Source organism: Pseudomonas asiatica, from assembly GCF_009932335.1.
Taxonomy (GTDB): domain Bacteria; phylum Pseudomonadota; class Gammaproteobacteria; order Pseudomonadales; family Pseudomonadaceae; genus Aquipseudomonas; species Aquipseudomonas asiatica.
Genome location: NZ_BLJF01000001.1, coordinates 3,665,282 through 3,687,859, shown reverse-complemented (window position 1 = coordinate 3,687,859; position 22,578 = coordinate 3,665,282). Strand labels below are relative to the sequence as shown.

General features: G+C 62.6%; 17 protein-coding genes and 2 tRNA genes. 7 read left to right on the top strand and 12 right to left on the bottom strand.

The genetic code is table 11. From position 1 onward, the window contains the following. Positions 1 to 59: 59 nt before the first annotated feature. Positions 60 to 1,382, top strand: coding sequence for a dicarboxylate/amino acid:cation symporter (locus GYA95_RS17155; protein WP_015271493.1), 1,323 nt, complete (start codon positions 60 to 62; stop codon positions 1,380 to 1,382). Positions 1,383 to 1,562: 180 nt separating this feature from the next. Here GYA95_RS17155 and tsaA read toward each other — a convergent pair whose 3' ends face one another. The 4 genes from tsaA to GYA95_RS17135 form a co-directional block, all read right to left on the bottom strand. Then, a complete protein-coding gene (gene tsaA, locus GYA95_RS17150; protein WP_054571834.1) occupies positions 1,563 to 2,255 on the bottom strand; it encodes a tRNA (N6-threonylcarbamoyladenosine(37)-N6)-methyltransferase TrmO in 693 nt (230 codons plus the stop codon). A 6-nt stretch (positions 2,256 to 2,261) separates the two neighbouring features. Continuing rightward, positions 2,262 to 2,723 (bottom strand): YehS family protein, encoded by a 462-nt coding sequence (locus GYA95_RS17145; RefSeq protein ID WP_015271491.1) that lies wholly within the window; start codon positions 2,721 to 2,723, stop codon positions 2,262 to 2,264. A 48-nt stretch (positions 2,724 to 2,771) separates the two neighbouring features. Next, on the bottom strand, positions 2,772 to 3,482 hold the full coding sequence (locus tag GYA95_RS17140; RefSeq protein ID WP_015271490.1) for an rRNA pseudouridine synthase: 711 nt from the start codon (positions 3,480 to 3,482) through the stop codon (positions 2,772 to 2,774). A 77-nt stretch (positions 3,483 to 3,559) separates the two neighbouring features. Beyond that, on the bottom strand, positions 3,560 to 4,012 hold the full coding sequence (locus GYA95_RS17135) for a GNAT family N-acetyltransferase (protein ID WP_015271489.1): 453 nt from the start codon (positions 4,010 to 4,012) through the stop codon (positions 3,560 to 3,562). A 199-nt stretch (positions 4,013 to 4,211) separates the two neighbouring features. Between GYA95_RS17135 and GYA95_RS27960 the strand changes: the two genes are divergently transcribed. The 4 genes from GYA95_RS27960 (at position 4,212) to GYA95_RS17110 (ending at position 8,434) form a co-directional block, all read left to right on the top strand. Further along, positions 4,212 to 4,871: a hypothetical protein gene (locus GYA95_RS27960; protein ID WP_226989589.1), complete on the top strand. Its 660-nt coding sequence runs from the start codon at positions 4,212 to 4,214 to the stop codon at positions 4,869 to 4,871. A 197-nt stretch (positions 4,872 to 5,068) separates the two neighbouring features. Then, positions 5,069 to 5,914 (top strand): DUF6502 family protein, encoded by an 846-nt coding sequence (locus GYA95_RS17120; protein WP_015271487.1) that lies wholly within the window; start codon positions 5,069 to 5,071, stop codon positions 5,912 to 5,914. Beyond that, positions 5,911 to 7,629 (top strand): DUF5666 domain-containing protein, encoded by a 1,719-nt coding sequence (locus GYA95_RS17115; RefSeq protein ID WP_015271486.1) that lies wholly within the window; start codon positions 5,911 to 5,913, stop codon positions 7,627 to 7,629. Before GYA95_RS17120 ends, GYA95_RS17115 begins: the two co-directional genes overlap by 4 nt. Positions 7,630 to 7,684: 55 nt before the next feature. Then, positions 7,685 to 8,434 (top strand): hypothetical protein, encoded by a 750-nt coding sequence (locus tag GYA95_RS17110; protein WP_043935858.1) that lies wholly within the window; start codon positions 7,685 to 7,687, stop codon positions 8,432 to 8,434. 71 nt (positions 8,435 to 8,505) lie between these two features. Here the strand turns inward: GYA95_RS17110 and rimO are convergent, their stop codons facing one another. Further along, a complete protein-coding gene (gene rimO, locus GYA95_RS17105) occupies positions 8,506 to 9,837 on the bottom strand; it encodes a 30S ribosomal protein S12 methylthiotransferase RimO (RefSeq protein WP_013973825.1) in 1,332 nt (443 codons plus the stop codon). 235 nt (positions 9,838 to 10,072) lie between these two features. Here rimO and GYA95_RS17100 point away from each other — a divergent pair, with 235 nt between their 5' ends. Beyond that, entirely contained in the window at positions 10,073 to 11,983 is a 1,911-nt protein-coding gene (locus GYA95_RS17100) for a potassium transporter Kup (RefSeq protein ID WP_161551454.1), read from the top strand. 112 nt (positions 11,984 to 12,095) lie between these two features. On the opposite strand, the gene GYA95_RS17095 is transcribed toward GYA95_RS17100, so the two are convergent. The 4 genes from GYA95_RS17095 to GYA95_RS17080 all read right to left on the bottom strand — a co-directional run bounded on the left by GYA95_RS17095 (position 12,096) and on the right by GYA95_RS17080 (position 16,578). After that, on the bottom strand, positions 12,096 to 13,388 hold the full coding sequence (locus GYA95_RS17095) for a virulence factor family protein (protein WP_015271483.1): 1,293 nt from the start codon (positions 13,386 to 13,388) through the stop codon (positions 12,096 to 12,098). Further along, entirely contained in the window at positions 13,388 to 16,030 is a 2,643-nt protein-coding gene (gene mprF, locus GYA95_RS17090; RefSeq protein ID WP_015271482.1) for a bifunctional lysylphosphatidylglycerol flippase/synthetase MprF, read from the bottom strand. The genes GYA95_RS17095 and mprF overlap by 1 nt, the downstream gene beginning before the upstream one ends. A gap of 261 nt (positions 16,031 to 16,291) precedes the next feature. Beyond that, positions 16,292 to 16,368: transfer RNA gene (locus GYA95_RS17085), tRNA-Met, on the bottom strand. Positions 16,369 to 16,501: 133 nt separating this feature from the next. Then, positions 16,502 to 16,578: transfer RNA gene (locus tag GYA95_RS17080), tRNA-Met, on the bottom strand. A gap of 219 nt (positions 16,579 to 16,797) precedes the next feature. Between GYA95_RS17080 and dinB the strand changes: the two genes are divergently transcribed. Further along, positions 16,798 to 17,856, top strand: coding sequence for a DNA polymerase IV (gene dinB / locus GYA95_RS17075; protein WP_161551482.1), 1,059 nt, complete (start codon positions 16,798 to 16,800; stop codon positions 17,854 to 17,856). A gap of 160 nt (positions 17,857 to 18,016) precedes the next feature. On the opposite strand, the gene GYA95_RS17070 is transcribed toward dinB, so the two are convergent. The 3 genes from GYA95_RS17070 to GYA95_RS17060 all read right to left on the bottom strand — a co-directional run bounded on the left by GYA95_RS17070 (position 18,017) and on the right by GYA95_RS17060 (position 22,135). Then, positions 18,017 to 18,970, bottom strand: coding sequence for a lipoprotein (locus tag GYA95_RS17070; protein WP_015271480.1), 954 nt, complete (start codon positions 18,968 to 18,970; stop codon positions 18,017 to 18,019). A 20-nt stretch (positions 18,971 to 18,990) separates the two neighbouring features. After that, positions 18,991 to 20,706 (bottom strand): proline--tRNA ligase, encoded by a 1,716-nt coding sequence (locus GYA95_RS17065; RefSeq protein ID WP_015271479.1) that lies wholly within the window; start codon positions 20,704 to 20,706, stop codon positions 18,991 to 18,993. A gap of 160 nt (positions 20,707 to 20,866) precedes the next feature. Next, positions 20,867 to 22,135 (bottom strand): OprD family porin, encoded by a 1,269-nt coding sequence (locus GYA95_RS17060; RefSeq protein WP_013973818.1) that lies wholly within the window; start codon positions 22,133 to 22,135, stop codon positions 20,867 to 20,869. Positions 22,136 to 22,578 lie beyond the last annotated feature (443 nt).

Sequence of the window (22,578 nt, the reverse complement as noted above, 5' to 3'; positions counted from 1 at the left end):
GATTCAGGTGCCCCATCGCCCTGGGAAGGGTGAACCGGCACACTTGAGGAAAATTAGCCATGACGACACGTCAGCCGCTGTACAAATCCCTGTATGTCCAGGTGTTGGTCGCCATCACCATCGGTATCCTGCTCGGCCACTACTATCCGGAGACGGGCGTCGCCCTCAAACCCTTGGGGGACGGCTTCGTCAAACTGATCAAGATGGTCATCGCCCCGATCATCTTCTGCACCGTGGTCAGCGGCATCGCCGGCATGCAGAGCATGAAGTCGGTCGGCAAGACTGGCGGCTACGCGCTGCTGTACTTCGAAATCGTCTCCACGGTCGCCCTGATCATCGGCCTCGTCGTTGTCAACGTGGTCAAGCCGGGCGCTGGCATGCACATCGATGTCAGCACCTTGAACGCCAGCAGCGTGGCTGCCTACGCCGCCGCCGGCGCGCAGCAGACCACTGTCGGCTTCCTGCTCAACGTCATCCCGAACACCGTGGTCGGCGCCTTCGCCAACGGCGACATCCTGCAAGTGCTGATGTTCTCCGTGCTGTTCGGCTTCGCCCTGCACCGCCTGGGCAGCTATGGCAAGCCGGTGCTGGACATGATCGACCGCTTCGCCCATGTCATGTTCAACATCATCAACATGATCATGAAACTGGCCCCGGTCGGTGCCTTCGGTGCAATGGCCTTCACCATCGGCCAGTACGGCGTTGGCTCGCTGGTGCAACTGGGCTACCTGATGGCCTGCTTCTACATCACCTGCCTGCTGTTCGTGCTGGTGGTGCTGGGCGGTATCTGCCGCGCCCACGGCTTCAGTGTCCTCAAGCTGATCCGCTACATCCGTGAAGAACTGCTGATCGTGCTGGGTACTTCGTCCTCGGAGTCGGCCCTGCCACGCATGCTAGCCAAGATGGAGCGCCTGGGTGCGAAGAAGTCGGTGGTTGGCCTGGTGATCCCGACCGGTTACTCGTTCAACCTCGATGGCACCTCGATCTACCTGACCATGGCTGCGGTGTTCATCGCCCAGGCCACTGACACCACCATGGACATCACTCACCAGATCACCTTGCTGCTGGTGCTGTTGGTGGCTTCCAAAGGTGCTGCCGGTGTTACCGGTTCGGGCTTCATCGTCCTGGCCGCCACCCTGTCGGCCGTTGGCCACCTGCCGGTTGCCGGCCTGGCGCTGATCCTCGGCATCGACCGCTTCATGTCCGAAGCCCGCGCGCTGACCAACCTGGTTGGCAACGCCGTTGCCACCGTGGTCGTGGCCAAGTGGGTGAAGGAAATGGACGACGACAAGCTGGCATCGGAGCTGGCCTCCGGTGGTGCGCCGCTGGTCGATACCCGTCCGACCGACGACCTGGGCGTGGCTGAAGGCCCGGCTCGTTGATCGCGGGATGGTGAAAAGAAAAAGGCGACCTCAGGGTCGCCTTTTTTGTGGGTGATTATTGTGCTTTCAGGCCCGGCCCTATCGCCGGCAAGCCAGCTCCCACAGGGCCACCACAGGCGTGAGCATTGTGAGGTCCCTGTGGGAGCTGGCTTGCCGGCGATAGGGCCGGGCCTGTGATCTTCAATCTTTCACCACCTCCAGCACCCGGATCACGTCCGGCTGCGGGTAATGCCACCTTACTTGCACATCCCAAAACTTCACCCCATACACCCGCTCGGCCGGTGGCACCTGGTAGGCCGGCCGTGGGTCCTGCGCCAGGCACTGCTCGATCAGCTCCACTAGCGGTTCACCCAGGCGCAGTGCATGTTCGCGGGCCTGGGGCAGGGCGTTGTCGCCCCACTGCACGGCGATCGCGGCAGGCGCTTGGCTGGCCATCTGGTTGCTGGCGCCAGGGATGCTATCGGCGTACGGCACATACGGTTTGATGTCCAGCACCGGCGTACCGTCGAGCAGGTCGATACCAGACAGCAGCAGGCGCCCTGGCTCCACGCCTTCCAGGCGCACCACCGACTGGCCGATGCCATTGGGCCGGTGAGTGGCGCGGGTGGCGAACACACCCATGCTCTTGTTGCCACCCAGGCGCGGTGGCCGCACCTTCAGGCGAGGTTTGTCTTCCAGTGCCTGGTGGAACAGGAACAGCAGCCAGACATGGCTGACCTGTTCCAGCCCCTCGACCGCATCGCCCTGGTCGAACGGCGGCAGCAGCTCGAGCACACCGCGTGCGGCGGGCGCCAGTTGCGGCTGGCGCGGGATGGCGAACTTCTCCTTGAAACAGGAGCGGATGATGCCGACCGGGGTAACCGAATGCTGCATGGCCAATCAGCCGCGCACGCGCAGGGTCAGGCCCTTGAGGAAGTTGCGCAGCAACTGGTCGCCGCACGGGCGGTAGTTGTCATGGCCGGCCTTGCGGAACAGTGCGCTGAGCTCGGGCTTGCTGACCGGGAAGTTGACCGACTTGAGGATGGCATGCAGGTCGTCTTCCTTGAGCTCGAAGGCCACCCGCAGCTTCTTGAGGATGAGGTTGTTGGTCACCGGCAGCTCGATCGGCTGCGGCGGGCGGCTGTCATCCTTGCCGCGGCGGTAGATCACCAGGCCGTCGAGAAAGTGCGCCATGACCCGTTCCGGGCAACGCACGAAGCCTTCCTCGTCTTCCTTCTTCAGGTAGGTGGCCAGCACCAGGGGATGCACGTCGAGGCCGGATAGCCCGATGATTTCGGCCATCTTGGCGTCATTCACCTTGAGCATGTAGCGCAGGCTGCGCAGGACGTCGTTGTGGTTCATTGTTGCAGAATCCTGTTCAGGTGCCGCACCTGTGGCGCGGCGTATTGCTTAGAAACGTTCGGTAGTGGCCAGGTAGCGCCACTGGCCCAGGGGCAGCTTGCCCATAGACACGCCGCCCAGGCGAATGCGGCGCATGCCTACCAGCTCCAGGCGCAGGTAGGCGCACAGCTCGGCGATCTGCCCGGGCTGCGGGTTTTTCAGGGCCATGCGCAGGTGGGTCTCGTTCTGCCAGCTGGCCTTGGCTTTAGGCAGCTCGCGGTCATTGCGGGTGGCACCGCGTGCCAGGCGTTCCAGCGCCTGGGGTGTGGTCTCGCCGCGCACTTCAACGATGAATTCCTGTTCCAGGCGACGCAGGTCGGCTTCGATCTTGCGGGTTACCCGCCAGTCCTGGGTGAATACCTGCAGGCCGCTGGCACCGCGCTCCAGCGGCGCCACGCAGGCCTGCCGGGCAAAATGCCCGTGCAGTGCGCGCACGCCTTCGCGGTGGGTTTCGCTGAGGTTGCCCATGTTCATGCTGGCGCGGGCGGTTTCGCTGTCCACGTTGGCCGCCTGGTTCAGCAGCAGGGTTACTGGTTCCAGCGTTTCGGCACGGGCACCCGGCAGCAGTTCGACGCGCTGCTGCTCGACCTTGAACTGCGGTTGCTCGACCACCACGCCATCGACCGTGACCCAGCCGCCTTCGATATACAACTCGGCCTCGCGGCGGGAGCAGCCAAGCTGCTCGATAAGGCGTTTGGACAGGCGGACGGGTTCGGACATGACGGTAATTCGCAAAGGCAGGGAAAGACCTGCATTGTACCTGCCCGCGCGGCAGAGGGGCTGGGAATCTGTGTCATTTACGCCGTTTTGCGCAGGCGCATGTGCAGCAGCGGGTAGGGTTGCCCCAGGCCGTCGGTTTCCGAACGGCCGATCACCTCGAAGCCCTCATGCAGGTAGAAGCCCAGGGCTTGCGGGTTTTGTTCATTGACGTCCAGGCGCTCGGCATTCAGTTCGTCGATCGCATAGTGCAGCAGGCGCTTGCCAACCCCTTTGCCACGGTAGTCCGGTGCGACGAACAGCATGTCCACGCGCCCGTTGGCAACGCCGGCGAAACCACAGATGCGTTGGCGGTCCTTGCAGCAGATCAGCATCACTGCGTCGAGGTAGCGAAGCAGCACATGGTCGCGCAGCAAGGCAATATAGCTATCCGGCAAGAAGTCGTGGGTGGCGCGTACCGATTCTTCCCACACCTGTACCAGTTCGCCGTAGTCACTCAAGCGCGGGGTTTGCAGCGTCAGTACCGAATGCATGCCGGTGTTCCTCCATGACGATAAGGCAAACATAGCAGGTCAACCACCGGTCGGCTTCTCCGTGCGCTGCTTGAATCTCGGGGTTTGGCGGTCTATTAATTTCATGTGGGAAAAATTCCCACAAAATGAAAAGCAAGAACCTGACACAGGATTCCCGGCTTGATTTGGCGTTCTCACGGCGACGACCTGGAGACGAAATATGCAAATCCATGTGCTGTTCAAAAAAGCGATATTGGCGGCTGCCGTTGCTGGCGTGCTGTCGACTTCCATCGTTCTGGTCCCTGACTCGATTTCCAATGGCTCCAGCGCCTACGCCAAGGATGGTGGTGGTGGAGGCGGTCACGGAGGTGGTGGTGGTGGTGGTGGTGGTGGTGGCCATGGTGGTGGTGGTGGCCATGGTGGCGGCGGCGGTGGTCACGGTGGCGGCGGTGGAGGCCACGGCGGTGGTGGTGGCGGCCATGGCGGTGGCGGTGGTGGTCACGGCGGTGGTGGTGGCGGCCATGGCGGTGAGGGCGGCGGCCACGGCGCTGGTGGGGATGGAGATGGCCATGCCGGCAACAGTGGGCGCGGCCATGACGGCTCCTCGAACTCTGGGCGCAGCGGCAACCACGCTGAAGCGGGTGACGATCATGGCAATCACGTTGGCGGTGAGCCTGGGGACGATCACGGCAATCACGTTGGCGGTGAGCCCGGTGACGATCATGGCAATCACGTTGGCGGTGAGCCCGGGGACGATCATGGCAATCATGTTGGCGGTGAGCCTGGCGATGACCACGGCAATCACGTTGGTGGTGAACCTGGTGATGATCGTGGCGACCATCTGGGTGGCGAACCGGGTGATGACAACAGCAGGAGCTGACTGGCTCTGAACGGTCTCATGCAGCGCCCACGGGGCGGGCCTGTATGAGGCCAGGTTCGGATACACGGCAGCCCCACTCAACGCGAATGCAATGAGCGCCGACGACTATCCCTTATCTCGTCAGGGATATGGTCACAGTTGGTGTGGGATCTTTTCCCGCGTCGTATACTGGGTTCATCTGTCAAGGAATGCGCTCAATGCAATCGCCTACCATCCCCCCTTCGATGTTAAGCGCACTGCGGCGTGTCATGCGTCCTCTGGTGCGCCTGATGCTGCGCAAAGGGGTCACCTACACGATGTTCGCCGACCTGCTCAAGGAAGTGTTCGTCGATGTGGCCCATCGCGAGTTTCGCCTGGACGGTACAGTGCCGACCGACAGCCGCATCAGCCTGCTCACGGGCGTGCATCGCAAGGATGTCCGGCGTTTGCGTAGCGAGGGGGGCACATCGCTCGCCGCGCTGCCGGCAAACATTACGTTAGGTGCACAGTTGGTCAATATGTGGACCACTGGCAAGCCGTTCTGCTCGGAGCCTGGCCAGGCGCTGCCGTTGCCGCGTCTGGCGAGCGTTGGCGGCGATCGTTCCTTCGATGCGCTGGTGGCGAAGATCAGCACCGACATCCGCGGGCGGGTGGTGCTGGATGAGTGGTTGCGCCTGGGTATCGTCCGGCTCGACGACCAGGACTGTGTCCACCTGAAAGCCCAGGCATTCGTGCCGCAGAAGGGCTTCGACGAAAAGGCCGCGTACTTTGGCCACAACCTGCATGACCATGCCTGCGCAGCAGTGCACAACCTGAGTGGGGACGGCCAGCCGTTCTTTGAACGCAGTGTGCACTACGACGCCTTGAGCCCGGCCAGCGTCGACCATTTGCGTGCAGCGGTGGACAAGGACGGCATGCAGATGCTGCTTGCCTTCAGCCGGCTCGCATCAGGCCTGGAAGATGCCAATGTGCCCAGCGCCGAGCAACGTCAGCGCATCACGGTAGGGCTTTATTTCTACACTGAAGCTACCGACCCCGATTTGTCGAAGACACCCGACCCATGACTTCCCTCGCGCGCTGCCTCAGTGTGGTCACACTGGTCCTGGGTTTCGGGCTGAATCTGGTGGCGCCTGCCGAAGTGGCCGCAGCACCGGTATGTGTCAGCCGTGACGAAGTGGGTATGGCGGGGGCGGCGGGCTTGCAGTTTCCCGGCGGTATTGGTGGTGCCGGGGCCAGGACGGGCGGTGTCGGTGGTACCGGTGTACGCAGCGAAAACGGCGGAGTAGGTGGCACCGGTGCGCCGCTGCCGCAGCGTCCCGGCGGCACGGGCGGGACCGGTGCGGTGGCCGACGGTGTGGACGGTACCCTCATCGATCACGGTGGGGCAGGTGGTACCGGCGCACCGATCCTGCGCCCGGGTGGGACCGGTGGCACGGGCATCGTCGGCACCATTACCGGGTTCGCCTCGATCTGCGTCAATGGCCTGGAAGTGCACTTTGGCAAGGACGTACCGGTGAGTGAAAACGGTGCGCCTGCCAGTACCGCTCACCTGGCAATCGGCCAGGTTGTCGCGGTTGAGGCATTTGCCGGCAAACGCGGCCTGCAAGCAGGGCGCATCTCGATCCTCAACGTTTACGAAGGGCCGCTGACGGCACTGCCCAATGCATCGGCCCCCCTGCGGGTCATGGGCCAACCTGTGCGGCTAGCTGCAGGGGCGCGGGTGGCTGAAGGGTTGCGCCCGGGCGATCCGGTCAGGGTCAGTGGCCTGCGCGATGCCAGGGGCGAAGTGGTAGCCAGCCGTATCGAACGGGCGCCGGGGCTCAGGGAAGCCAGTGCCATCGGTGCGGTAGACCGTGCCGGCAGCCTCCAGGGGCTGAAGCTGGGAACCCGTGTGGCACCTGCGAGGGAAGTGCTGGTACGTGGGCAGTGGACCGGACGCCAGCTGGAAGTGGCGCAAACCCGCCCAGACCCGAGCCTGCCTTTTGCTGGCCGTGTGCAGACGGCGGTGATCGAGGGGCTGGTACAGCGCAGCCACGCTCAACAACTGGTGGTGGCAGGCATCAAGGTGACGCTGGGGCAGGGTACCGTGATCGTCGGCAAGCAGCCCGCGGCATTGGCGCTCGATCAACGTGTGCGGGTGAGCGGGGTCTTCAATGGCAAGCACGAGCTGCGGGCAACCCGCGTGGAGTTCGATGACGGCCGTGCCGACAACTCGGACAGGGGGCATTCGGGGCGTGGCAGCGGGCACGGCACCCGTGACGCTGAAGGTTCCAGCAATAGCGGGCACGGCGGACGAGATGCGACCAGTGATCGCATTGAAAGCAGTGATGACCACAGCGGGCACGGCGGTGTTGACGATTCCAGTGGTCGGGACGGTACTGAACGCGTGGACAAGTCCGGAAAGTCGGAACATGTCGACACCATGGAGCGACCCGAGAGCAGCAATAGCGGAAGCTCTGACCGGGTAGTGAAGGTCGAGCTCGAAAAGGTGGAAAAAATTGAAAAAGCAGAGAAGGTTGAAAAGGTAGAGAAAGTAGAAAAAGTAGAGAAGATCGAGAAAGCCGAGAAGCCCGAAAAGGTCGAGAAGATCGAAAAGCCTGAGAAAGTCGAGAAGGTCGAGAAGATCGAAAAGCCTGAGAAAGTCGAGAAGGTAGAAAAAGTTGAGAAGGTCGAGAAAGTAGAGAAGGTCGAGAAAGTAGAGAAGGTCGAAAAGGTCGAAAGACCCGAGACAGTAGAGAAAGCCGAAAAAGTGGAGCATCCAGAGCGATCCGGGCATTAGGCAACTAGGCTGGGTAAGTGCGATCACCCTTCCCGTCCGGGATACCGAGGTGCAGATGAGACCCACGCTCCCTCTTTTCGCCTGCTTGCTGTCATGCGCCAGCGCGTCGGTCCTGGGCGATACCTTCAGCGCCGCCATAGGTATGGACTATTCAAGTGGCGACTATGGCACGGGTACAACCTCGGAAATCTGGTACATCCCCGTGGTCGGCAAGTATGAAACCGGCCCAATGACCTACAAGGTCACTGTGCCCTGGCTGCGCATCACCAACCCTGAAGTGGGCCCGAATGGTGACCCCTTGCCCGGTGGCTGCCGGGATGTGGAAAGCGGGCTGGGAGACACGGTTGCCAGCGCCGGTTACGCCCTGCTCGACGGCAGTGACGGCGGCCTGATGCTGGACCTGATCGGCAAGGTCAAATTCCCCACTGCCGATGAAGACCAGTGCCTGGGCACCGGTGAATACGACTACACCGGCCAGGTCGACATCGCCAAGGCCTTCGGACCGGTGACCGGTTTCGCGACCTTGGGCTGGAAGAAGTTCGGCGACCCGCCCGACAGTGATTTCGACGACCCGATATTTGCCAGTCTCGGCTTTACCATGCCCGTGGGTGAAGGTACTTCGGCGGGTGCCTCCTACGACTGGCGGCAGAAAGTCGTTTCGACGGGGGCGCAGATCAAGGAACTTACCCTGTTCCTGACACACAAGCTCAACCAGCAGTGGAAAGTGCAACTCTATGCAGTCAAAGGCTTCTCGGATGCCAGCCCGGATGCAGAGGGCGGCCTGATGCTTTTTCACGCGTTCTGACGAAAAAGCCCCTGGCCCGGGAGTTCCTTGTGGGGAATGGCGGGGCAGGGGCTTTTCAGTTTGCTGCTGCGTTAGATGGGTTCAGCCCACATGTCGTATTCGTCGGCATCCACCACGCGGCAACGTACCTTGTCACCCGGCTTGAAGCCGTGGTCGCCATCGATGAACACGCTGCCGTCGATTTCCGGGGCATCGAAGAAGCTGCGGCCAACCGAACCTTGCTCTTCCACTTCATCGATCAACACGTCGATTTCCTTGCCGATACGCAGTTGCAGGCGGGCGGCGCTGATGGCCTGCTGGTGGGCCATGAAGCGGTCCCAGCGGTCCTGCTTGACGTCGTCCGGCACTTCTTCAAGGCCCAGGTCGTTGGCCGGGGCGCCTTCCACCGGCGAGTACTGGAAGCAGCCCACGCGGTCCAGCTGGGCTTCGGTCAGCCAGTCCAGCAGGTACTGGAAGTCTTCCTCGGTCTCGCCCGGGAAGCCGACGATGAAGGTGGAGCGAATCACCAGCTCCGGGCACTGCTCGCGCCAGTTCTTGATACGTGCCAGGGTGCGGTCTTCAAAGGCCGGGCGCTTCATGGCCTTGAGCACTTTCGGGCTGGCGTGCTGGAACGGGATATCCAGGTACGGCAGGATCTTGCCGGCGGCCATCAGCGGGATCACGTCGTCGACGTTCGGGTACGGGTACACGTAGTGCAGACGTACCCAGGCACCCAGGCTGCTCAGGGCTTCGCACAGCTCGAGCATGCGGGTCTTGACCGGGCGGCCGTTCCAGAAGTCGGTCTTGTACTTGACGTCGACGCCGTAGGCGCTGGTGTCCTGGGAAATCACCAGGATCTCCTTGACCCCGGCCTTGACCAGGCGCTCGGCCTCGCTCAGCACTTCGCCGACCGGGCGGCTGACCAGTTTGCCGCGCATCGACGGGATGATGCAGAAACTGCAGCTGTGGTTGCACCCTTCGGAGATCTTCAGGTACGCATAATGGCGCGGGGTCAGCTTGACGCCCTGCGGTGGCACCAGGTCGATCAGCGGGTTGTGGTCCTGGCGTGGTGGCACCACTTCGTGCACGGCGTTGACCACCTGCTCGTACTGCTGCGGGCCGGTGACCGACAGCACGCTCGGGTGTACGTCACGGATGCTGCCTTCCTCGACACCCATGCAGCCGGTGACGATGACCTTGCCGTTTTCCTTGATCGCTTCGCCGATCACTTCCAACGACTCGGCCTTGGCGCTGTCGATGAAGCCGCAGGTGTTGACCACCACTACGTCGGCGTCCTCGTAGGTGGGCACGACTTCATAGCCTTCCATGCGCAGCTGGGTCAGGATGCGCTCGGAATCGACCAGGGCTTTTGGGCAACCCAGGCTTACGAAACCTACCTTGGGGGTGGCGGGCGTGGTGGACATGACTAACCTCGGTATTGAATGCAGGTCGCCCGGCCGGAATCGGGGGCGATCTTGACGGGCGCTTTTGGCGCCTCTGATCAAAAAGTGCGCAATTCTAGCGAGCGCAGGGTCGCTTGACCAGCAGAAATGCGACGAACGCTGCGCTATGCTTCGCGCCATTGCGCCGGGGGTATCAGTATCACCTGGCGCATCGGGAATTTTACTGGCCTTGCAAGGCCGTCTGCGGGAGTGGTCGATGGTTCAGGCAAGCAGTCACGCCGAGGGCGGGCACGAGGGGAAGCAGGGTGCGACGCGGTCGTTGAGCCTGCTCGTGGCGGCGGTCGGGGTGGTTTATGGCGATATCGGCACCAGCCCGTTGTATACCCTCAAGGAGGTCGTCAGCGGCGGGTACGGAGTGCCGGTCAACCATGACGGCGTGCTGGGGATCCTGTCGCTGATCCTGTGGTCGCTGCTATGGGTAGTGTCGTTCAAGTACGTGATGTTCATCCTGCGCGCCGACAACCAGGGCGAGGGCGGCACCATGGCGCTGACCGCGCTGGCGCGGCGGGCCACGGCGGCCTACCCGAGGTTGCGTACGTTGATGGTGGTGTGCGGGTTGATCGGCGCTTCGCTGTTCTATGGCGACAGCATGATCACGCCGGCGGTGTCGGTGCTGTCGGCGGTGGAAGGCATGGGCCTGGCGTTTGATGGTATCGATCACTGGGTTGTACCGATTTCGCTGGTGATCCTGGTGGCGCTGTTCCTGGTGCAGAAGCACGGCACCGAGAAGATCGGCAAGCTGTTCGGCCCGATCATGGTCACCTGGTTCCTGGCGCTGGGCTCGCTGGGCGTGTACGGCATATCGCAGAGCCCGGAAGTGCTCAAGGCTTTCAACCCGGCCTGGGCGGTCAACTTCTTCGTGGTTCACCCCGGGATGGGCGTTGCCATTCTCGGCGCGGTGGTCCTCGCGCTGACCGGTGCCGAGGCGCTGTACGCCGACATGGGCCACTTTGGCCGCAAGCCGATCGCTCGGGCCTGGTTTGCCCTGGTGCTGCCGGCGCTGGTGCTCAACTACTTTGGCCAGGGCGCGTTGCTGCTGCAGGACCCGGATGCAGCACGTAACCCGTTCTACCTGCTGGCGCCGGGCTGGGCACTGCTGCCGATGGTCGGCCTGGCTACCATGGCCACGGTGATCGCTTCGCAGGCGGTGATCTCGGGGGCGTTCTCCCTGACCCGCCAGGCCATTCAGCTGGGCTACATCCCACGCATGCAGATCCAGCACACTTCCAGCGATGAACAAGGGCAGATCTATATCGGTGCGATCAACTGGACACTGATGGTCGGCGTGGTACTGCTGGTGCTCGGTTTCGAGTCATCCGGTGCCCTGGCGGCGGCATACGGGGTGGCTGTGACCGGTACCATGCTGATGACCACCATCCTGGTTTCGGCGGTGATGCTGCTGCTATGGAAGTGGCCACCGGTGCTGGCGGTGCCGATCCTGATGGGTTTCCTGTTGGTGGATGGGCTGTTCTTTGCCGCCAACGTGCCGAAGATCATCCAGGGCGGGGCCTTCCCGGTCCTGGCCGGCGCTGTGCTGTTCCTGTTGATGAGCACCTGGAAGCGTGGCAAGCAGATCCTGATGGAGCGCATCGACGAAGGCGCGCTGCCGCTGCAGCTGTTCATCAGCAGTATCCGCATTCAGCCTCCGCACCGGGTCGAAGGCACGGCGGTGTTCCTCACGGCACGCTCCGATGCGGTGCCCCATGCGCTGTTGCACAACATGCTGCATAACCAGGTGCTGCACAGCCAGGTGGTGCTGTTGACGGTGGTCAGCGAGGACCGGCCACGCGTGCCGGAACAGGAGCGCTTTGAAGTGGAGGCCTATGGCGATGGGTTCTTCCGCGTGTTGCTGCACTTCGGCTTCATGGACGAACCGGACGTGCCGGCGGCGTTGAAGCTGTGCCACCTGGAAGACCTGGACTTCAGCCCGATGCGCACCACCTTCTTCCTCAGCCGCGAGACCGTGATCGCCTCACGGCTGGAGGGGATGTCGCGCTGGCGGGGCAACCTGTTCGCGTTCCTGCTGAAGAATGCCAACGGCAACTTGCGCTTCTTCAACCTGCCGCTGAACCGGGTGATCGAGCTGGGGACCCAGGTCGAGATCTGAGGGGCAACACAGATTTCAAGGCAGTACCCGCTCCCACATGGAGCGCATAGCTTTCAAAGCTTGCGCTGTACCTGTGGGAGCGGGTTTACCCGCGAATGGGCCGCAAGCCTTATCAGTTCTGCTCAGCCACACTCGACTTGCCCTGGCGCGTCTCGATCTCACCGATCAGGCGCTTGGCCAGTGCCGGGTAGTTTTCGTCGAAGTGGTGCCCCCCCGGCAGCTTCAGGCGTTCACCCACCGCAGTCTTGTCGGTGCAACCGCTCTCGTCGGTTTCTTCCACGCCATACACACACACCACCTTGGACGCCGGCAGTTTGGCCATTTCCGGCCCGGTTGGCGCTTCCTGGCCTTCCTTGCCCAGCCAGCCCTCGACTTCGATCTCGAAGCTGCCGCTGCGTGCAAAGGCCAGCAGCATCACCGCGTCGATACGCTGCTGGTCCTCGGCCGGCAGGCGGTTGTAGATCGCCGGCAGGACGTCGGCACCGAACGAATAGCCGGTCAGCACGAAGCGCTTGGTGCCCCACTTCTGTCTGTAGTGCTGCATCAGCTCGGACAGGTCGGCGGCGCTTTGTTCCGGGGTCTTGTGTTGCCAGTAGTAGCGCAGCGTGTCGATGCCGACCACCGGGTAACCAAGCTTGGCCATTTCCCCGGCCACGTCGCGGTCCAGGTCTCGCCAGCCGCCATCACCGGAAAGGAACAGGGTGACCGTGTCGGTGGTCTGCCCGGCTGGCACCTCGACTACCGGAATGGCCAGGGCGTTGCCGTCGTGGCCGACCAGGGCCTGGGTCAGTTGGGCCTTGAGCACTTGTGGCAGGTGGATGTCGTAGTCACTGATGCTGGTTTCGGCATTGGCCTGGTCGCGCACGAAGGCGGCGCTGGCGTCATCCGGGTTGTCGTTCCAGGCGACGTTCCAGTGGCCGTGGGCGGCCGACTTCGGCAGCGCTGTTTGGCAGCCCGGCTGTTCCAGGCTGAAGCCCACGGAAATCGCCCGCGCCTTGTCGTTGTTCTGGCTGGCCAGCCAGCGCCAGGCCTGGGCGGCGCCAGGGCCGATACCGGCAACCAGGGTCGGCTTCTCCGGTAACTGGCCCAAGGCCTGGTCCAGGGCCTGTTGTTGTTTGCTGCAGTCATTGGGCGGCAGGATCACCTGCACCAGTTGCGCTTCGCCAGCCTGGGCCAGGTCCAGCAGCTGCCTGTCGGTCAGCGCCTGGTCCTGGGGTACGCCGATGGCCACCCGGGCCTTGGGGTGCACGGCTGGGGTCACACGGGTGATGCGGGTGTCATTGATGCTCAGTTGTTCCAGGCGTGCCTCGGGAGCCGGGCGCGTCCATAACCAGAATGCCAGCGCGCCTCCCAGGGCAGCCAACAGCAGGGGAACCAGCAGGTACAGCCAAAAGCGTCGGGTCATCAACGTTTCACCAATCCAGTCAGGCCGCCTGCGATCAGGGCGGCGGTGTCGGCCAGTGCCACCAGCGGGTCGAGCCCGGCCGGCACGGCCATGTAACGGGGTTCCCAGTCCGGTTGGAACTTGTCCTTGAAGCGTCGAAGCCCCTGGAAGTTGTACAACTGCTCGCCACGGCGGAACACCATCGAGCCCAGGCGCTGGGTCAAGGGCGCCCCACGCCGTGGCTGCAGGCCGGAAAGCGGCACCATGCCCAGGCTGAAGCGAGCGTAGTCATGGCTTTTGTAGTGCAAGATCAGCCCGATCATCATGAATTCCATGGTCAGCTTCGGGGCCTCGGGGTGCGCACGCATAAGGTCGAGGCTGGCCAGTTCCTTGCCATGGGTTTCCAGCAGGTTGGCGAAAGCCACCGGGCGGCCTTGGAAGCGGATCAGGGCAATGCGAAAATGCTGCAGGTATTCAGGGCTGAAGCGCCCCAGCGAGAAGCCTTTCTCGCGCACGTTCTTGCCGCCAAGCCAGGCGTCGGAAATTTCCTTCAGCTCTGCCAGCGGGGCATGCCCGGGTTCATGGATTTCCAGGCTCAGGCCGTCACGGCCGCCACGGTTCCAGGTGTAGCGCAGGTCCTTCATCTCCTTGCCCTTGGCTTCGAGGTCGAAGCGGCGCAAGTCGACCCGGGCTTCTTCACCCAGCTTCAGCGCGGTCAGGCCGATGTCCATGTAGAACGGCAGGTTCTCGGCGCGCACCTGATAGAACACCGGACGGGCATGGTGCAGGTCGCACAGGTCGCGGAACTGCCAGATCATCTCGGCGCGCTCCTGGGCCGGGCCGATCGGGTCGTACAGGGCCACCAAGCTGCGACCGCGACGGGCGTACATGAGGAAGGCGTTGTTGCCAGGGTGGAACAGCAGCGCCTTGTCACCGGTCAGCGCCAGGCCGCCATCTGGCTGGTCGGATGCCAGCAGAATGCGGTTGGCACGCAGCAGCTCTTCTTCGTCAGGCAAGTGGATCACCGGTGGTGCGGTACGCAGCAGCCAGGTCAGGGCCACGGCCGCCAGCAGCAAGGCGCTGCCCATGGCGGCGCGCAGGCCACGCGGGGCATCGGCATCGAGGGTGAACTGCCACCACAACTGATGGCTGTAGGGAACATCCTGGTAGGCGAACAGCAACAACCAAACCGATGCGCCGACCACACAGGCGCTGGCTACCAGAAACACCGGCGAGAACGGCAACTCGAGCAGGCGGCTGGGACGGTAGAAGGAACGGCGGAACAGAGCGAGCAGGGCGGCAGTGAGGGTCAGCAAGCAGGCCTCTTCCCAATCGAAGCCCTTGAGCAGCGACAGCAGGGCACCGACCAGCAACAGCACGGTGGTCAGCAGCCAGGCGGCGGACAGGCGCCGGCGCAGGCCTTGGGCCAGCAGCAGGCACAGCACGCCGATCAGGCTGGCGCCAAAATGCGAAGCATCGATCAGGCGGTGCGGAACCAGGAAACCCATGTGCTCCAGGCGGGTGTCGATTTCGGGCGTGGCACCGGAGAACAGCAGCACCACCCCGGACAGGAATACCAGGATCGAAAGGATCGGTGCAGCCAGCCCGGAAGCGGCCTTGATAGCCTGTTGCGCGAACAGCAGGCGCCGGGCCTCGTTGGCCAGTAGCAGCGCGCAGGCCAGCAGCAGCGGCAGCACCACGTAGATCAGCCGATACAGCAGCAGTGCCGCTGCCAGCGGCGCCGCGCCAAGTTGGTCGGCAAAAGCCGCCAGTAGTATGGCTTCGAATACCCCGACGCCGCCCGGGACGTGGCTGAGCACACCTGCGGCCAAGGCCAGCAGGTACACCAGGACAAAGGCACCGAACGGCGGTGCTTCGGGCAGCAGCAGATACAGCACGGTGGCGGCAGCGGCGACATCCAGTGCGGTGATCAGCAATTGCAGGGCAGCCAGGCGTGCGCCCGGCAGGCGCAGCGTGCGGCGGCCCAGTTGTACCAGCAGGTTGTTGGCCAGTGGTTGTTCAGCCAGGCGTCGGCGGTACAGGCCGAACATCAGCACGCTGCACACCAGCAACACCGCTATGGCGATACCCGCCAGCAAGCCTGGCGCCAAACCCAGTGCGGCCGAGGCCGCCGGCAGGTCGCTCAAGGTCGCCAAGGCGGCCAGGGGCGGTAGCGCGCAGCCCAGTGACAGGCTGGCAAAAACGGTCATCCGTGCAACTTCACCTGCGCCAACCCCTTGGCGCGCATACAGGCGATAGCGCACCGAACCGCCCGAAAGCATCGACAGGCCGATGGCGTTACCTATGGCAAAAGCGCTGAAGCCGCCCAGCACCAGGCTGCTCGCGGGCAGTTTCACGCCGGCATAGCGGCTGGCCGACCACTCGTAACCAAGCAGGATCACGAAACCGAGCACAGTTGCCAGCAAGGCGCCAAGTAACGACTGGGTAGGCACGCTGAGCATGGCATCGTGCAAGGCATAGATGTCCAACTCGCTCAACAGGTGGCGACAGGCGACCAAGGCCATGGTGAACAACACCAGTGTCACTACCAGGCCGATGGGCTGGCGGTAACGGCTCATGCGCTCCAGCAAGGGCAAACGTTGCGCGGCGCCAGGCAGCGTTGTGGCAAGCGGCACCGGGGATTCGGGGTTGTGCGAAGTCATGGATTGCCCCGGGCATGCAGCGCGAGGTGAGGGAAAAGTGTGGCCAAGTGAAAGTCCCTTAGGAAAAACGTATCCAATGTTACTCCGGCCTCGAGCGCTTTCAGCGGCCTGGCAGGGTTAAAGATAGTTCATCCTGGGCACGACCTCTCAAGCCTGCGGGTTGGCTGGAGGACGGGAGAATCGGGGGCGACGAAAAGCAGGAGGGGAGAAACAACAAACCCCGCGCTGCTGTTACACAGGCGGGGTTTGTTCTGACGAATATGGTTGCGGGAGCCGGATTTGAACCGACGACCTTCGGGTTATGAGCCCGACGAGCTACCAGGCTGCTCCATCCCGCGTCAGTGGGGCGCATTCTACAGTTTTCAGAATGGGTGTCAAGCGCTAGTCGTTGATTTTTTTGAAATTTCTATCAGCGCATTATTTGACGCAAAGAAAAAGGCCACTGCGTGAACAGTGGCCTTTTCTCGAATCTGGTTGCGGGAGCCGGATTTGAACCGACGACCTTCGGGTTATGAGCCCGACGAGCTACCAGGCTGCTCCATCCCGCGCCTGTGAGATCGAATTCTACGGATTTACCCGTGGGTGTCAAGCTTTTTTCTGAAAAAACCTTTCCTGTTCAAACTCTTAGCGTCTGTATATGGCCCGCAGCTCAGGCGCGACGGGGCTTTCAGGCCGATTATCGAGCAATGTCGCGCACAGGCTGCATACCCGAGGGCGCATGCGATACTATCTGTATGAATTTACAGTGCTGACGGTCATCCATGTCCTTGCGCAAGATCATCCACGTCGACTGCGATTGCTTCTATGCCGCGATCGAAATGCGTGACGACCCGCGCCTGGCCGGGCGGCCCATGGCGGTGGGGGGCTCGGCCGACCGCCGTGGGGTGATCGCCACCTGCAACTATGAAGCGCGTGCCTACGGCGTGCGTTCGGCCATGTCGTCGCGGCACGCGCTGAAGCTGTGCCCGGACCTGCTGATCGTCAAGCCGCGCTTCGAGGCCTACCGTGAAGCCTCGCGGGAAATCCACACGATCTTCCGTGACTACACCGAACTGATCGAGCCGCTGTCGCTGGACGAGGCCTACCTGGATGTAAGTGACAGCCAGTGGTACTCGGGCAGCGCCACGCGCATTGCCGAGGATATCCGCCGCCGTGTCGCCCGCACCCTGCATATCACTGTCTCGGCCGGTGTGGCGCCAAACAAGTTCCTGGCCAAGATCGCCAGTGACTGGCGCAAGCCCAATGGCCTGTTCGTGATTACCCCGGGCGAAGTGGAGGCATTCGTCGCCGCCCTGCCGGTGGCCAGGTTGCACGGGGTGGGCAAGGTAACGGCAGACAAGCTGGCGCGGTTGGGTATCGAAACCTGCCTGGAGCTGCGCGAATGGTCGCGTCTGGCGCTGGTGCGCGAGTTCGGCAGCTTTGGCGAGCGTTTGTGGGGGCTGGCACGGGGTGTCGATGAGCGTGCCGTGCACAATGACAGTCGCCGGCAGTCGGTCAGCGTGGAAAACACCTACGACACCGACCTGCCGGACCTGGCCAGTTGCCTGGCACGGCTGCCCGAACTTCTGGAGAGCCTGAACGAGCGTATCGCCCGCATGGACAGCAGTTACCGGCCGGAAAAACCCTTCGTCAAGGTCAAGTTCCATGACTTCAGCCAGACCACCATGGAGCAGGCGGGGGCGGGCAGGGACCTGGAGAGTTATCGCCAGTTGCTGGGTCAGGCGTTTGCCCGTGGTGGCAAGCCGGTGCGCTTGCTTGGGGTAGGCGTGAGGTTGCGCGACTTGCGCGGGGCGCATGAGCAGCTGGAGCTGTTCCCGCCTCAGTAAATGGCCCGCCAATTTAACGCGGTCCCTGTAGGAGCGGCCTTGTGTCGCGATGGGCTGCGAAGCAGCCCCGGCAATTCATGCATCAAGGCTGAAATCATGGGGCTGCTTCGCAGCCCATCGCGACACAAGGCCGCTCCTACAAGGTATTGCGTGATGCGGGTTACTTCGCGCCCGGGTCGGCCACCAACCGGCCAGTGGCCTTGGTCAGCGACTGCAGAAACTCCTGCTGCAACTCCGGATCGTTGCGGGTCAGTTCGATCAGGCTCTGTTCCATTTCACTGGCTTCTTCTTCCAGGCCGAGTTCGGACAAGCGCTTGACCCGGTGAACCCATTGGCCGACATCGTCATCTTCGAGGTCATCGAAGATCAGTTCATGGGCTTCGAGCAGTTTGTTGCGCAGGGTGGCGCTGACCAGCAGGCTGGCATCGCCACGTACCGCGTTGTCCTCATCCAGCACCTGCAGGTGCAGGGTACCGATGTGGTTGAGGTTCTGCTCGGAGAACGGGCTGTCGAGCAGGTTCAGGCGCAGCACGCCGTTCCTGTCGGTGGTCAGCTCGTGGGTCATCTTGCCGGCTTTGACCTCGACCAGGCGTTCGCTCCAGGGCACGCTGGTAGATTCCTCGCGCTTGCCTTTCTGCACTTCGCTGATTCCGGCCAGGTTCTGCTGGGCACGGCCGTTGGACGGCACGTTCATGAACGGGTTGAGCCCGTCCACGCCGTAGCTGAGCCAGTCGTGGGTGATGCTTTCCGGGAGGTTGCCCAGGGCGAAGACATTGACCACGTTGGCACCCACGCCTGCCACCACGGCCACCGCACCCAGCGGGATCTCGTAGATCTCCCGCCAGGGTTGGTAAGGCGTGTAGCGGTCATAGCTGCGGGTGACTTCGAATTCGGTGACTTCGAAGCGCTTCTGCTCATGCACGCGCACACGTCGTTGCGGAAGCTCCATCACCTTCGGCTCGCCGACATCGATCTGCAGGGTGTGCTCGAGCAGTTTGCGCTCGACGCGCTCCTCATGGTCGCTGCGCTGGGACATCTGGTTGGCGCAGCCGCTGACGAGCAGAGCGCCGCACAGTGCGGCGCCCCCCAGGGGAAAGGTACTTCGCTTGAACATGATCACTCGTGCATTGGTTATCAGCGGCGAACGCGGGCCTGCAGGAAGGTCAGCACTTCATTGAGCGGCAACGCCTGGGCGTCCTGCTCGGTGCGGTGCTTGTACTCCAGGTTGCCTTCGGCCAGGCCGCGATCGCTGACGACGATGCGGTGCGGGATGCCGATCAGCTCCATGTCGGCAAACTTGATGCCTGGGCTGGTCTTCTTGTCACGGTCGTCCAGCAGCACTTCGTAACCGGCAGCAGTCAGCTCGGCGTACAGCTTGTCGGTCGCCTCGCGAACCACCTCGGTTTCGTAGCGCAGCGGTACCAGGGCGATCTGGAACGGGGCCAGGGCGTCGTTCCAGATGATGCCCTTTTCGTCGTAGCTCTGCTCGATGGCAGCTGCGACCACGCGGGACACACCGATGCCGTAGCAGCCCATGGACAGGGTTACCGGCTTGCCGTTCTCGCCCAGTACCTGGCACTTCAGCGCCTCGCTGTACTTGGTGCCGAGCTGGAAGATGTGGCCCACTTCGATGCCGCGCTTGATCACCAGGGTACCCTGGCCGTCCGGGCTCGGGTCGCCTTCGACCACGTTACGCAGGTCGGCGACCTGTGGAACCGGCAGGTCACGCTCCCAGTTCACGCCGAAGTAGTGCTTGTCGTCGATGTTGGCGCCAATGCCGAAGTCGCTCATCAGGGCAACCGAGCGGTCAATGACGATTTCCAGCGGCAGGTTCAGCGGGCCGAGCGAGCCGGCGCCGGCACCAATGGCCTCGCGCAGTTCGGCGTCGGTGGCCATGACCAGCGGGTCGGCAACCTGTTCCAGCTTGGCCGCCTTGATTTCGTTGAGCTCATGGTCGCCACGCACGATCAGTGCTACCAGCTTGCCTTCTTCGGCACCGCGCACGATCAGGGTCTTGACGGTCTTCTCGATCGGCAGGCCGAAGTTTTCCACCAGCTGGGCGATGGTCTTGGCGTTTGGCGTGTCGACCAGGCGCAGCTCCTCGGTAGGGGCTGGGCGCACGGTTTCACGCGGGATGGCCTCTGCCTTCTCGATGTTGGCGGCGTAGTCGGAGCTGTCGCTGAAGATCACGTCGTCTTCGCCGGACTCGGCCAGTACGTGGAACTCGTGCGAATAGCTGCCACCGATGGAGCCGGTGTCGGCCTGCACCGGGCGGAAGTCCAGGCCCAGGCGGGTGAACACGTTGCTATACGCCTGGTGCATGCGGTCGTAGGTTTCCTGCAGGGAAGCCTGGTCGGCATGGAACGAGTAGGCGTCCTTCATGATGAACTCGCGACCGCGCATCAGGCCGAAGCGCGGGCGGATCTCGTCACGGAACTTGGTCTGGATCTGGTACATGTTGAGCGGCAGCTGTTTATAGCTGGACAGCTCGTTGCGGGCCAGGTCGGTGATCACTTCCTCGTGGGTCGGGCCGACGCAGAAGTCGCGCTGGTGCCGGTCCTTCAGGCGCAGCAGCTCGGGGCCATACTGTTCCCAGCGGCCGGATTCCTGCCACAGTTCGGCGGGCTGGATGCTGGGCATCAGCACTTCCAGGGCGCCGGCGGCGTTCATTTCCTCACGCACCACGGCCTCGACCTTGCGCATAACCCGCAAGCCCATCGGCAGCCAGGTGTACAGGCCAGAGGCCAGTTTGCGAATCATGCCGGCACGCAGCATGAGCTGATGGCTGATGACCACTGCGTCGGCAGGGGTTTCTTTCTGGGTGGCGAGCAAATATTGACTGGTGCGCATGGTGAGCCGTGTCGATTGCCTAAGACATTGAAATGACCCCGCATTGTACGGGGGCGAAACGAAGGCGTACAGGATGCCCCAGGGCGTGACGCTTGTCAGCCAAGAAAAAGCCCGGCGTGATCGCCGGGCTTTTTCAAGTGCGGGGCACTGCAAGCCAGGCTTACAGGATGCTCAGCGGGTACTCTACGATCAGACGCAGTTCGTCGATCGATGGGGAATCGTAGTAGACGCCATCGGAAGAGCGATAGGTGGCTTGACGCACGCGGAAGCTCAGGTCTTTTGCCGGGCCGCTCTGCAGCACGTACTTGATGTCGACGTCGCGTTCCCATTCCTTGCCGTTGCTGGTGCCGGCGACGTTGGCGTCGGTACCGCGTACATAACGGGTCATGAAGGTCAGGCCCGGGATGCCGTATTCGGCGAAGTTCAGGTCGTAGCGAGCCTGCCAGGACTTCTCGTCTTCGGCGTTGAAGTCGGAACGGGCCACGGAGTTGGCCAGGAAGATGGTGCCGCCACCGTCGATGCCATAGCCGTAGTCGCCGTCGCCGGTGACTTTCTGGTAGGCCAGTGTGAAGGTGTGAGCGCCAATGTTGTAGGCGCCCGACAGGCTGAACGCGCGGTTGTCCAGCTTGTCGCCATCGAATGCGCGGTACTCGGCCGAGCCTTCGCTCTTGGTGTCATAGATGTTGAAGTCGAACACCAGGCCTTGTTTGTCCGAGATCGGCAGAGCCCAGTTGACGTTGGCGTAGTATTTGCGCCAGTAGTCTTCAACCTTCGAGTAGTACAGGCTGGTGCTGAGGTTGTCGGTGAAGGCGTAGGTACCACCTACCACGTTGGCTTCCTTCAGGCCGAAGCTGTCGCGGTTGGTCTGCTCCTGGGCGGTCAGGCTGGTGAAATGACCAGCGTGCAGGGTCAGGCCCTCGATCTCGTTGCTGGTGATCAGGGTGCCCTGGGCGATTTCAGGCAGCAGGCGGCTGTCGTCGGTGGCGAAGACCGGCAGAGCGGTGAACTGGTCACCCACTTTCAGCACGGTGTCGGAGATGCGGAATTTAACCGCGCCGCCGGCCTTGGAGTAGTCATCTTGCGAACGGCCGTCAGAGCCGGTAGGGAACAGGCCGGTACCGGCGCGGCCCTTGCCGCTGTCCAGTTTCAGGCCGAGCATGCCGATGGCATCGACACCCACACCCACGGTGCCCTGGGTGAAGCCGGACTCGAAGGTGCCGAGGAAGCCCAGGCCGGTTTCTTCACGACGGCTCTGGGTGCCGGCTGGGTTGTTACGGAAGTCACGGCTGAAGTACAGCATGCGGGTCTTGACGTTCAGCTTGCTGTCTTCGATGAAACCTTTGGACTCGTCCTGGGAAGAGGCCAATGCCAACTGCGAGGTCCCTGCCGCAACGGCCAGGGCGATCATGCTCCACTTCATCACGCGCATCGTGATTTGCTCCTTTGGTTTTTAGGAAGAGTACCGCTGCGTCCAAGTGTTCTAGTTATATGGGGCAGCTCTTTCTTGTTATGTCGGCGAAAATGTATAGCACGCTGACTGTTCTTGGCGATATGGGTATAAGCATCCTTTTCGGAACTTTTTCTCCATGTCGCTTTTAGGTAGTTCCATGTCGCAAATCACGCCCCGGTTTAAGGGTCGTCAACACCAGCGCTGCTTCTTTCACCGTAAAGAACCTGTAACTACCGATTCCGGTTGGGAAACTCCCTGGTAACCACTGTCGCTGTTGTTATTTGTCGCGTTCACCCGCCGATGCAGATGTCGTGCCGACTTGGCGTGAAAGGAATGCAACAAGCGTGCTCAAAATTCACAACGCTTCATGAAATTTTCACAAAACCTGCTACCGGGGGTCGGAAAGTGCCGTAAACACGGGG